Origin of the sequence: Arthrobacter sp. PM3 (assembly GCF_003352915.1) — a bacterium.
Lineage (GTDB): Bacteria > Actinomycetota > Actinomycetes > Actinomycetales > Micrococcaceae > Arthrobacter.
This window is the reverse complement of the sequence record NZ_CP022314.1, coordinates 634,851-646,536: the sequence shown is the minus strand read 5'-3', so window position 1 is coordinate 646,536 and position 11,686 is coordinate 634,851. Positions and strand designations below refer to the sequence as shown.

Here is an 11,686-nt window from a genome sequence, read left to right as displayed (position 1 = left end):
TCCAGTACCCCCGCATCCAGCTGGCCCTGGACGCGGGGGTGTACTTCTGCGATCCGCATTCACCCTGGCAGCGGGGTACGAACGAGAACACCAACCGGCTGCTGCGCCACTGGTTCGAGAAAGGCACCGACCTCTCGGTCTTCACCGCCGAGGACCTCGACACCATCGCCGACAAACTCAACAACCGGCCACGGCCCACCCTGAACCTCGAGACCCCAAAACAACGCATGCGCCAACTCATCGCCGCCGCAGCATGACATAAACCCGGCCCGTTGCAACGACCAGTTGACTTTGAGGCGTCCTGATGGGCCGCATCTGACCCCGCGTTGTGGTTTGCCTACTGGCCGTCGTCCGGCGGGTACCAGACCCGCGTGCCCTCAACACGTGCGAACGAGGTCAAGGTGTGGGGCTTGGCGGATTTTTCATTCATGATGTCCAGGACTTGAACGTTCCGGACGAGGAGCGCGTCGCCGATCAGCGATCGGTGGCAGCGCCAGGGGACGGCTTCGGCGCACATGATGGCCGCGTTGCCGGCCCGCCCGTGTTCCATCAGCTGGTCGACGGCGGCGCTGAAGTCACCGGTCTGCATGTAGTCCGCGTATCCGCGGAACGACGCGTTCCGCCAGGCACCGTTGGGGCTGTCTTTCCGGGTGTGTCGCAGACCGCCAAGGGCCTCCATCCGTCGGTAGGTAATGCCGCTGGCGCGCACGCTCGCCGCGAGGGCGTCGGCGTTGAATTGCGGGTTGTGCCGCGATTTCGGCACGGTGCGCACGTCGATGAGTCTCTTGATGCCGTGGGCCTTCAGGATGCCGATGAATTCCTCGATCGGATGGGTGGAGTGCCCCACCGTGAAGATGGTCATGTCCGCCATGCCCCCATGTTATGGGCGGGGCCGGATATCCTGATGATCCTATGAGCTGCCAAGGGAGCGCCGGTGGTATGACGTCATCCTCCATCAACGCCTTTATTGACCGGCTCGCTGCCGTGAAAACGGGGCCCGGGTGCACTAACTTCTTCGACCACTCAGACCCGGGGAACGCGCTGCGGCGCGGGAACCTGGGGCTCTACCTGCAGGAGATGCGGGACCGCTCCCCGCAGGTGCTGCTGGTGGGAGAGGCCCCCGGTTTCCGGGGCATGCGGATCACCGGGGTTCCGTTCACCAACCGCACGATGTTCGAGGGCCCGGCCAACGCATTCGGGCTGTTCGGGCCGGGGAAGGGCTATGTGCTGCCCGCCGAGGCCGCGGGGGTGGCCGCCGAACCGACCGCGACGGTGATGTGGCAGGTCCTGGCCGAACTGGACGTCCTGCCGCTGTTGTGGAGCGCCTGCCCGTGGCACACGCACCGGCCCGGGCAGCCGCTGTCCAACCGCACCCCGACGTCCGCCGAAGCGGCCCTCGGCACCCCGTTCTGGCAGGAACTGGCCGGGCTGTTTCCGATCCGGACCGTGGTGGCGGTGGGCAACGTGGCGCACCGCAGCCTGCAGCGGAGCGGCCTGGACGCGCCGAAGATCCGGCATCCCGCCCACGGCGGCCGGGCCGGCTTCAAGGCCGGCCTGCAGGAGGTGCTGGCCACCGCACGCTGAAACAGCCCCGCTAAAACCAACGCGGGGTCAGATGTGGCCGATGTTGCGGGGGTTTCTTGGACCATATCTGACCCCGCGTTGTGGTTGGTACTAGTCCAGCAGGTGGAGTTGGTCCGGGGTGTCGAGGTCCTCGCCGCCGGCGAGGTCGCTGCAGTCCACGAGGTCGATCAGGCCGGGATTCGCCTGCAGGAAGACCCGGGCCCCGGCGTCGCCGGCCGCCGTTGCGGCCGCGTCGGCGCGCAGGGTCACGTCCAGCAGCAGCGGGTGTCCGCGCCGCAGCTTCCCTTCCGGGCCGCGGTAGGCCGCAGCGGTCACCCGGCCGGGCCGGTGGGCCGCCAGCAGCCGGGCGACAGTCTCCGCGGTCAGGCCTGGCTGGTCCACGAGCGCGATCAGCACGTGGTCCGCCGGCGCGGCCGCTGCCAGGCCGGCCCGGAAGGAGCTGCCCATCCCGGTGGCCCAGTCGGGGTTGTCGACCACGCGGTGGAGACTGAGGTCGGCGGCGGCGAGGACCTTTGCCGCCTCGGCGCCGAGCACGGCCACCACCTCCCGGCAGCCTCCCTCAAGCAGAACGTCGGCGAGCACTTCGACGAGCGTGCGGCCGCGGAACGGGAGCAATGCCTTGGGACCGAGCCCCAGCCGTGTCCCGGCCCCGGCGGCGAGCAGCACCGCCGTCGTCGATGCCGCCGTCGTGCGCCCTGCCACTGAGTCAGCCATGCACCCAGCCTATGCGCCGAGCTGGCAGTTGACGGCAGTGCCGGGGCCGGACACTGCCGTCAACTGCACACTCGACGGGGTCAGGCGTCGCCGCCCGCGCCGCCCGTGGTGCCGGCGGTGACGTCCAGGAGCTTGTACCGGTCAATCGCGTACGACGGCGCGCCCTCCTCGACCTCGCCCCGCGCCGCGAGTAGCTGCAGGGTCTTCACGACGATCGAGTGGGTGTCGTTCTTGAAGAAGCGGCGGGCTGCGGCGCGGGTGTCGGAGAAGCCGAAGCCGTCGGCGCCGAGTGAGGCGAACTCGTTCGGGAGGAACTGGCGGATCTGGTCCGGGACGGCCTTCATGTAGTCGGTGACGGCGACGATCGGGCCGGTGGCGCCGGCGAGCTGCCGGGTGACGAACGGGACGCGGGCGGGCTGGCCGGGGTTGAGGAACGCTTCCTCTTCGGCGGCCAGTCCGTCGCGGCGCAGTTCGCTCCAGGAGGTCACGGACCAGACGTCGGCGGAGACGCCCCAGTCTTCGGCGAGGATCCGCTGGGCTTCGAGGGCCCAGGGCACGGACACGCCGGAGGCAAGGATCTGGCCCTTGGGCCCGGCAACGTCCGACGCCGACACCCGGTAGATGCCTTTCAGCACGCCCGTGACGTCGAGGTTCTCGGGCTCGGCCGGCTGGATGATCGGCTCGTTGTACACGGTGAGGTAGTACATGAGGTTCCGCTCGCCGTCGCGGTCCCCGGCGTCCCCATACATGCGCTCCAGGCCGTCCCGGATGATGTGGCCCATTTCGTAGCCGTAGGCGGGGTCGTAGGTGACGACGGCCGGGTTGGTGGCGGCGAGGATGGGGGAGTGGCCGTCGGCGTGCTGCAGGCCTTCACCGGTGAGGGTGGTGCGGCCGGCGGTGGCGCCGATGATGAACCCGCGGGTCATCTGGTCCGCGGCGGCCCAGAAGGAGTCGCCGGTGCGCTGGAAGCCGAACATGGAGTAGAACACGTAGATCGGCACGAGCGGCTCGCCGTGCGTGGCGTAGGCGGTGCCGGCCGCGGTAAAGGCCGCCACCGCCCCGGCCTCGTTGATGCCCGGATGGATCAGCTGCCCCTGGGCGGACTCCTTGTAAGCCAGGACGAGGTCCCGGTCCACGGACAGATACCCCTGGCCGTCCGGGTTGTAGATCTTCGCCGTCGGGAAGAACGCGTCCATGCCGAACGTCCTCGATTCGTCCGGCACGATCGGGACAATGCGGCGGCCGAACTTCTTGTCCCGGAGCAGGTCTTTCAACAGCCGGACGAAGGCCATGGTGGTGGCCGCCTGCTGTTTGCCCGAGCCCCGCCGGGCCACGTCATAGCTGGCGGGGTCGGGAAGTTCCACTGGGGCATGGGCCGCCCGGCGTTCGGGGACGAAGCCGCCGAGGGCGCGGCGGCGTTCCATGAGGTACTGGATTTCCGGGGCGTCGGGGCCGGGGTGGTAGTACGGGGGCCGGTAGGGGTCGGCTTCGAGCTGGTCGTCCGTGATGGGGATGCGGAGGTGGTCGCGGAAGGCTTTGAGGTCCGCGAGGGTGAGTTTTTTCATCTGGTGGGTCGCGTTGCGGCCCTCGAAGTGGGTGCCCAGGCCGTAGCCCTTGACCGTGTGGGCCAGGATGACGGTGGGTTTGCCCTTGAACTCGGTCGCGGCCTTGTACGCGGCGTAGACCTTGTTGTAGTCGTGGCCGCCGCGTTTGAGGTTCCAGATCTGGTCGTCGGTGAGGTCCTGGACCAGTTCCTTGGTCTGCGGGGTCTGGCCGAAGAAGTGCTCGCGGACGAACGCGCCGGATTCGGCCTTGTAGGTCTGGTAGTCCCCGTCGACGGTCTCGTTCATGATCTTCACCAGCGACCCGTCCCGGTCCTTGGCCAGCAGGTCATCCCATTCCCGGCCCCAGACGACCTTGATCACGTTCCAGCCCGCGCCGCGGAAGAACGCCTCGAGTTCCTGCATGATCTTCCCGTTGCCCCGGACCGGGCCGTCCAGGCGCTGGAGGTTGCAGTTGATCACGAAGTTCAGGTTGTCCAGCTTGTCGTTCGCGGCGAGCTGGAGCAGGCCGCGGGACTCGGGCTCGTCCATTTCCCCGTCCCCGAGGAACGCCCAGACCTGCTGGTCACTGGTGTCCTTGATGCCGCGGTTGGCCAGGTACCGGTTGGACTGGGCCTGGTAGATCGCGTTCATCGGCCCGATGCCCATCGACACGGTCGGGAACTCCCAGAACCCGGGCATCAGCCGCGGGTGCGGGTAGGAGGACAGGGCGTGGCCTTCCNTGGACTTNTCCTGCCGGAACCCGTCCAGGTCCTCCTCGGACAAACGGCCCTCCATGAACGCCCGGGCGTACATCCCGGGGGAGGCGTGGCCCTGGAAGAACACCTGGTCCCCGCCGGAGGGGTGGTCCTTGCCGCGGAAGAAGTGGTTGAACCCGACCTCGTACAAGGTCGCGGCCCCGGCATAGGTCGAGATGTGCCCGCCGACGCCGATGTCCGCCCGCTGCGCCCGGTGCACCATGACCGCGGCGTTCCACCGCAGCCACGCCCGGTACTTCCGCTCGATCTCCTCGTCCCCGGGGAACGGGGCCTCCTGGTCCACCGGGATCGTGTTCACATAATCGGTCGTGGTGACCATCGGAACACCCACGCTCTGCGCCCCGGCCCGCTGAAGCAGGCTGCGCATGATGTACTGGGCACGCTCCGTGCCCTGTTCCTGAATCAGCGCGTCCAGGGACTCCAGCCACTCGGCGGTCTCTTCCGGATCACGATCAGGCAGCTGGTTAGTCAACCCGCTGAGGATATGGGAGGTATCTTCTCCTGCAGCCACGTCCAACCTCTTCTTTCATCGTTGAATGGCAGGTCGAGAGTTTTCGTTATGTGAGAAAACTTTTCTGTAATTCGAGATTATCGAGGCAGGCGAAGTGCCGTCAAGGCAGCCCGGGTCATGTCAGGTGCCCCGCAGTCACAATCGGTGCGGACGCCGGTCGGGGCAGCGGGGCGCCGAGGCCCGGCGTTCGCCGTCAGCGGCCGTTGTAGTCCTCGTCCGTGATGTGCTCGGCCCACGTGGTGGTCTTGGACGGGTCTTCGCCGTTTTGGAGCATGGCGATGTGTTCCATGAAGCAGCCGGGGGCGGCGGCGTGCCAGTGCTCCTCACCGGGCGGGGTGTAGAGCGTCTGGCCGGGGTGGACTTCGATGATCTTTCCGTCCCGGGTGCCGAAACGCCCGACACCCTGGGTGACGCGCAGGTACTGGCCATGCCGGTGGGAGTGCCAGGCTGTCCGCGCCCCGGGAGCGAAGCGGACGGTCGCAACGACCATCGTCTGGTCGCTTTCGTGGGGCAGGGCGATCGGGTCCAGCCAGACGTCGCCCGCGAACTGGGCCGGCGGGTTTTTGGTGGTGGGCGCGGTGGGTTCGATGTTCATGCTTTTCCTTAGTTCTTTTCGGTGAAGAGTTGCTTGGCCACGCCCATCGCGGACATGCCCTTGGGCCAGCCGGCGTAGAGCGTGACATGGGTGATGGCTTCGATGAGCTCGTCCCGGGTCACCCCGTTCTCGACGGCGCGGCCAAGGTGGAAGCCCAGCTGCTCGGTGTTTCCGCCGGCAGTGAGCACTGCGACGGTGATGAGGCTGCGGTCCCGAGCGGAGAGTTCCGGCCGGTTCCACACATCCTCGAAGAGCACGTCGTCGGTGAGTTCGGCAAGTTTCGGGGCGAAGTCGCCGAACATTTTCCGGCCGCCTCCGAGCTGCTTGGGCTGGTCAGTCATGATGATCCTTCTTTCGGGTTGGTGAGCTTTTCCAGGTCCGTGGCGGTCAGAGGTGGCTCCGGCGTCGTGCCTGCGCCGTGAGCTCATGTGTGCCGTAGCTGTTGTCGTCCGGGTTGACGGTCACGCCGGGGGCGGTGATCTTGTCGATGCGGTCCAGCACGTCGCTGGACAACGTGATGCCGGCGGCCGGCAGGTAGGACTCGAGCTGTTCCATGGTGCGGGGTCCGACGATGGCGGACGTGACGCCCGGGTGGTTGAGCACGAACGCGATGGCCAGTTCGATCAGCGTCATGCCGCTGTCTTCGGCCAGCTGGGCGAGGTCCTCGACGACGTCGAGTTTCCGCTGGTTGGCCGGGCTGGCCATGTCGAATCTGGTGCCCGGACGGGCCGCTGACATGGGGGCGGACGCGGCGCCTTTGCGCCAGCGCCCGGAGAGCCAGCCGCCGCTGAGCGGACTGTAGGTGAGGGTGCCCATGCCGTGGCGCTGCACCGTCGGGAGGATGTCTTCCTCGATTCCGCGGACGAGGATCGAGTAGGGCGGCTGCTCCGTGACGAACCGCTCCAGGTTGCGCTCCCGGGAGGCCCATTGGGCTTCCACGATCTGGGATCCGGAGTACGACGACGAGCCGATGTAACGCACTTTGCCCTGCCGGACGAGGTCGGTGAGGGCGCCGAGGGTCTCCTCTACATCGGTGTCGGGGCTGGGCCGGTGGACCTGGTAGAGGTCGATGTAGTCGGTGTTCAGCCGGCGCAGCGAGTTCTCGACCTCGCGGATGATCCAGCGGCGCGAACCGCCGCGCTGGTTGGGATCGTCCTGGTCCATGGGCATGAAGAACTTCGTCGCCAGGAAGACGTCGTCACGCCGGCCGTCCAGGGCCTGCCCCACGATTTCTTCGGATGCCCCGCCGGAGTAGACGTCGGCGGTGTCGATGAAGTTGATGCCCGCGTCCAGGGCGCGGTGGATGATGCGGACGGAATCGGCGGTGTCGTCGTTGCCCCAGGGGCCGAACATCATCGCACCCAGGCACAGGGGACTGACCTGCACGCCGGTGCGGCCGAGCGGACGGTATTCCATAAAGATGCCTTCTCTCTGGTCTTAAGCTTTGGGTCTTAGGCTTCGGGGATGGCCATGGCGAAGCGCTCTTCACGGGCCTCGTCGGGGTCCGGCCCGTTGCGCACCCCGGCGTCGAGGGCGTCGAGGGCGGCAAGGTCGCCGGCGCTGAGTTCGAAGTTGAAGACGTCGAAGTTTTCGGCAATGCGGGCGGGGTTGGTTGATTTCGGGATGGCTGAGCGGCCCTGCTGCAGGTGCCAGCGGAGCATGACCTGGGCGGGGGTCTTGCCGTGGGCCCCGGCGACGGCGGCGATCACCGGGTCTGCCATCACGTTCCGGCGGTCCTCGCCCCACCCCGGGTAGAACGTGATCCCTCCGATCGGCGACCACGCCTGCGTGAGGATCCCGTGCTCGGCGTCGATTGCCTGGACGTCCGGCTGGGTGAAGTAGGGGTGCAGTTCGATCTGGTTGACGGCCGGGACGATGCCGGTTTCGGCGATCAAATCCGTCAGGTGGTGCGGCATGAAATTGCTGACGCCGATCGCCCGGACACGGCCGTCGGCGAGCAACGTCTCCAGGGCCTTGTAGGCGGCGATGGTCTTCTCGAACCGGTCGGGTGCCGGCTGGTGCAGGATGAACAGGTCGAGATGGCCGACGCCGAGCTTGCCCGCTGCTTTCTCCCACGCGTGCAGCGTCTGGTCATAGCCGTAGTCGCTCACCCAGACCTTCGTCTCGATGAACACGTCCGAACGGTCAACGCCGGAACGGCGGATGCCTTCGCCGACCTCCCGCTCGTTGCCGTACGCGGCGGCTGTGTCGATGTGCCGGTAACCGGCGGCAAGCGCGGCCTCGACGGCCGCCGTCGTCTGTTCCGGGGCGCTTTGGAAGACGCCCAAGCCGAGGGCGGGCATCGTGACGCCGTTGTTGAGTGTGATGTTCATGGAATCCTGATCCTGTCGTTACGGGCGGACGAGTACTTTGAGCGCTTCGCGGTTGGCCATGGCCTGGTAGCCGGCAGGAACGCCGTCCAGGCCGACGGTGCGGTCGAAGACCTTGCCCGGTTCGATGGTTCCGTCGAGCACGAGCGGCAGCAGTTCCTCGATGTAGGCGCGCGCCGGTGCGACGCCTCCGGTGAGCGTGATGTTGCGCATGAACTCGGGGAACCCGAGCGGGACTTCGGAGAACTGCGGCGCACCCACACGGCTGATGACGCCGCCGTCACGGACGACGCCGATTGCCGTCTCGAGCGCAGGCTTCAGGCCTACGGCTTCGAGCACGACGTGGGTTCCGTCACCGTCGGTGAGCTGCTTAACCTTGGCGATGCCCTCCTCGCCCCGCTCGGCCACAACATCGGTGGCGCCGAATTCGCGGCCGAGGTCGGTGCGGGCCTCGTGCCGGCCCATGAGGATGATGCGCGAGGCGCCCATGAGCTTGGCCGAGAGAACGGCGGAGAGGCCGACTGCGCCGTCGCCGATCACGGTGACCGTCTGGCCGGGTTTGATGCCGGCCTTCTTGGCCGCGTGGTAGCCGGTGGACATGACGTCGGAGAGGCTCAACAGTGACGGGATCAGCTGCTCATCGAAGCCGGCGGGGACCACGACGAGGGTGCCCGATGCCTGCGGGACCCGGGCGAACTCGCCCTGGCCGCCGTCGTCGTGGCCGCCCCAGTGGGCGCCGTGACGGCAGGAGGTCTGCAGGCCCTCCTTGCAGAAGTCGCAGGTGCCGTCGGACGCGACAAATGGTGCGATGACAAAGTCACCGATCGCCAGGCCGGTCACCTCGGCGCCGAGTTCTTCGACGATGCCGACGAATTCGTGGCCCATACGGGATCCCTCAGCGGACTCTGGCCTCGAGGCGTAGGGCCACAGGTCACTGCCGCAGATGCAGCCGGCAACGATGCGCACGATCGCGTCGGTGGGTTCCTGGATGGCGGGGTTGGGGACGGTTTCGACGCGCACGTCTCCGGCGCCGTACATCAGTGTTGCTCGCATGATGGGATTCCTTACTCAGTTGTCGGGTCAGTTTTCAGTCAACGCCGGTCACGAAGTTCTTGGGAGTCACGGCTGATCCGGGTATTCACAGAACCCCCTTCGGGGTTGTTGGTTCAGCGGGCCGGCTGGGCCACTGGCGCCGGTCGTTCCTCGGGCAGTGTCCGGGTCCGGCGGGTAGCCAGCTCCGCGGGCAGGATGAGGGCGGCGGTGACGGCCAGAGCCAGAAGCAGGAGGATGCTGCCCGTTGTGAGCGCCACGCTGACCTGTGCGGCCAGGTGCGCTACGGCGGGACCGGCGGGGACGGTCGCTGCGGCCGCGACCGCGATGCCGAGCCCGAGGCAGGTGCCCACCTGGTGGAAGGTGTTGACCAGGCCCGAGGCCGCGCCGGCGTCGGCCGCGGGGGCGCCGATGATGCCGAACGAGGTCAGGGGCGCGAAGGCCAGGCCCTGCCCGGCCCCGATGAGGATCATGGGCAGGGCCACCCCGGTCAGGTATGCCGAGTCGACGCCGGCGCGGCTGAGCCAGAACATCCCGGCGAGGGTGAGCAGGATCCCGGCCAGCAGCGGAACCGAGCCCGGCATCCGGCCGACCAGCCGAGGGATGCTCATCGCGACGGCGAAGTTGACCGCCGTCATGGGGAGGAACCCGATGCCGGCCTGCAGCGGGTCGAAGCCGAGCACTTCCTGCAGGAACTGGGTGGTGAAGAAGAAGAACCCGATCATCGCACCCAAGTAGAGGAAGCGGGCGACATAGGCTCCGGTGCGGCGGCGGCTCGCGAACAGCCGCAGCGGCATGATCGGCTGGGCCGCCCCGCGTTCGATCAGGACGAACACGACCAGGAACACGATGCCGGCGGTGACGGCCGTGACCGTCACCGGGGAAGCCCACCCCGCATCGACGGTGTTGATGATGCCGAACACGAGGGCGCCGACACCCAGTGTGGCGCTGAGCGCGCCGAAGCCGTCGAAGCGGCCGCGGGCCCGTCCGGTTTCCGGGATGAACCGCGGAGCGAGAATGATCATCGCGGCGCCGATGGGGACGTTGACGAAGAACCCGGCCCGCCAGGAGATCCAGTGGGCCAGCGCCCCGCCGATCACCAGGCCGAGGCTGGCCCCGATCCCGGCGGTCGCGCCGTACAACGCGACGGCCCGGGTGCGCTCGCGGCCCTCGGGGAAGCTCGCCGTGAGCAGGGACAGCGAGGCGGGCGCGACGATCGCGGCCCCAATACCCTGAACGGCCCGGCCGGTGATCGCCCACCAGCCCGCCGGTGCCACTCCGATCAGTAGCGACGCGATCGAGAACACCACCAGCCCGAACACGAAGATCCGCCGCCGTCCGAGCAGGTCCCCGGCCCGGGCGCCGAGGAGCAGCAGGCCGCCAAAGACCAGCGTGTACGCATCCTGGACCCAGGAGAGCTCCCCGGTGCTCAAACGCAGGTCAGCCTGGAGGCTCGGCAGGGCGGTGAAGATGACCGAGTTGTCCAGCAGGATCATGAAGTAGCTGGTGAGGATGATCGCCAGGATCGCTGCCGGGCGGGAAGCGGTGGTCGGTTCAGGTTTCATGCATTCAATGCAACCGTGATTCCCTGCGGGCCGGGAGTCACTGTTCTTCCGGGTAACGCCAGTGCCTCCCTCGTTCCCTGGCCGCGGCGTAGCGTGGATGCCATGACACACAGCGACGACGTGCGGAAATTCCTGACCTCCCGCCGTGCACGGATCACACCCGAGGAGGCCGGCCTGCCGGTCTATGGGGGTAACCGGCGAGTTGCCGGGCTGCGCCGCGAAGAAGTCGCCATGCTCGCCGGGATGAGCATCGATTACTACATCCGACTTGAGCGCGGAAACCTCGCCGGCGCCTCCGACAGCGTCCTCGAAGCGCTCGGGCGGGCTTTGAAGCTTGACGACGCCGAGACGGCCCACTTGTTCGACCTCGCCCGCGCGGCCACCGCCTCCCCGCGGGTGCGGCGCAAGCGCAGCCCGCAGACCGTCCGGCCGAGCGTCCAGCGCGTCATCGATGCGATCACGACGGCGCCGGCCTGGGTCCGGAACGATCGCGGGGATGTCCTCGCCGCCAACGAACTCGGCCGCGCCCTCTACCTGGACATGATGGCAGAAAAGACCACCCCGCCGAACAGTGCACGCTTCACCTTCCTGAACCCGAAAGCGCGGGAGTTCTTCGCCGACTGGGAACGCAGCGCGGACGACATCGTCGCGGTCCTGCGATCCACGGCCGGCAAGAACCCCTACGACAAGGACCTCACGGACCTGATCGGTGAGCTCTCAACCCGCAGCGAGGAATTCCGCACCCGGTGGGCCCGGCACGACGTGAAGTACCACCGCACCGGCCGCAAACGGCTCCACCACCCGATTGTCGGGGACTTGGACCTGAGCTTCGAAGCGCTGGAACTCCCCGCCGACCCCGGACTGCGCATCAACGTCTACACGGCAGATCCCGCCACGCCCTCCGAGGACGCACTGAAAGTGCTCGCCAGCTGGGCCGCCACCCAGCGCGAAACAACCCAGGCCGCAGTCACGGAGAAGAAATGAACCGCCACCCCGCCGCCGACCTCGCCGCCGTTG

General features: G+C 67.7%; 12 protein-coding genes. 3 read left to right on the top strand and 9 right to left on the bottom strand.

Annotated elements, in window-relative coordinates:
• Nucleotides 1–257, top strand: a 257-nt coding sequence (locus tag CFN17_RS03035) for an IS30 family transposase (protein WP_208748236.1), incomplete at its 5' end; no start/stop codon positions are given.
• An 80-nt stretch (nt 258–337) separates the two neighbouring features.
• Here CFN17_RS03035 and CFN17_RS03030 read toward each other — a convergent pair.
• Complete coding sequence (locus CFN17_RS03030) at nt 338–871, bottom strand: DUF488 family protein (RefSeq protein WP_208749908.1); 534 nt, start codon at nt 869–871, stop codon at nt 338–340.
• A gap of 68 nt (nt 872–939) precedes the next feature.
• Here CFN17_RS03030 and CFN17_RS03025 point away from each other — a divergent pair, with 68 nt between their 5' ends.
• Nucleotides 940–1,584, top strand: a complete 645-nt coding sequence (locus tag CFN17_RS03025; protein WP_208749907.1) for a uracil-DNA glycosylase — start codon at nt 940–942, stop codon at nt 1,582–1,584.
• A 90-nt stretch (nt 1,585–1,674) separates the two neighbouring features.
• On the opposite strand, the gene nboR is transcribed toward CFN17_RS03025, so the two are convergent.
• The 8 genes from nboR to CFN17_RS02985 form a co-directional block, all read right to left on the bottom strand.
• Nucleotides 1,675–2,298, bottom strand: a complete 624-nt coding sequence (nboR, locus tag CFN17_RS03020; protein ID WP_208749906.1) for a nicotine blue oxidoreductase — start codon at nt 2,296–2,298, stop codon at nt 1,675–1,677.
• 80 nt (nt 2,299–2,378) lie between these two features.
• Entirely contained in the window at nt 2,379–5,129 is a 2,751-nt protein-coding gene (gene aceE, locus CFN17_RS03015; protein WP_208749905.1) for a pyruvate dehydrogenase (acetyl-transferring), homodimeric type, read from the bottom strand.
• A 193-nt stretch (nt 5,130–5,322) separates the two neighbouring features.
• Complete coding sequence (locus CFN17_RS03010) at nt 5,323–5,724, bottom strand: cupin domain-containing protein (protein WP_208749904.1); 402 nt, start codon at nt 5,722–5,724, stop codon at nt 5,323–5,325.
• A gap of 8 nt (nt 5,725–5,732) precedes the next feature.
• Complete coding sequence (locus CFN17_RS03005) at nt 5,733–6,065, bottom strand: carboxymuconolactone decarboxylase family protein (RefSeq protein ID WP_208749903.1); 333 nt, start codon at nt 6,063–6,065, stop codon at nt 5,733–5,735.
• A gap of 46 nt (nt 6,066–6,111) precedes the next feature.
• On the bottom strand, nt 6,112–7,140 hold the full coding sequence (locus CFN17_RS03000; RefSeq protein WP_208749902.1) for an aldo/keto reductase: 1,029 nt from the start codon (nt 7,138–7,140) through the stop codon (nt 6,112–6,114).
• Nucleotides 7,141–7,175: 35 nt separating this feature from the next.
• Entirely contained in the window at nt 7,176–8,057 is an 882-nt protein-coding gene (locus tag CFN17_RS02995) for an aldo/keto reductase (RefSeq protein ID WP_208749901.1), read from the bottom strand.
• 18 nt (nt 8,058–8,075) lie between these two features.
• On the bottom strand, nt 8,076–9,107 hold the full coding sequence (locus tag CFN17_RS02990) for a zinc-dependent alcohol dehydrogenase family protein (protein ID WP_208749900.1): 1,032 nt from the start codon (nt 9,105–9,107) through the stop codon (nt 8,076–8,078).
• 113 nt (nt 9,108–9,220) lie between these two features.
• Complete coding sequence (locus CFN17_RS02985; RefSeq protein ID WP_208749899.1) at nt 9,221–10,669, bottom strand: MFS transporter; 1,449 nt, start codon at nt 10,667–10,669, stop codon at nt 9,221–9,223.
• Between the two features lie 102 nt (nt 10,670–10,771).
• On the opposite strand from CFN17_RS02985, the gene CFN17_RS02980 reads away from it, so the two are divergent.
• A complete protein-coding gene (locus CFN17_RS02980) occupies nt 10,772–11,653 on the top strand; it encodes a helix-turn-helix transcriptional regulator (protein WP_208749898.1) in 882 nt (293 codons plus the stop codon).
• Nucleotides 11,654–11,686: the final 33 nt, after the last annotated feature.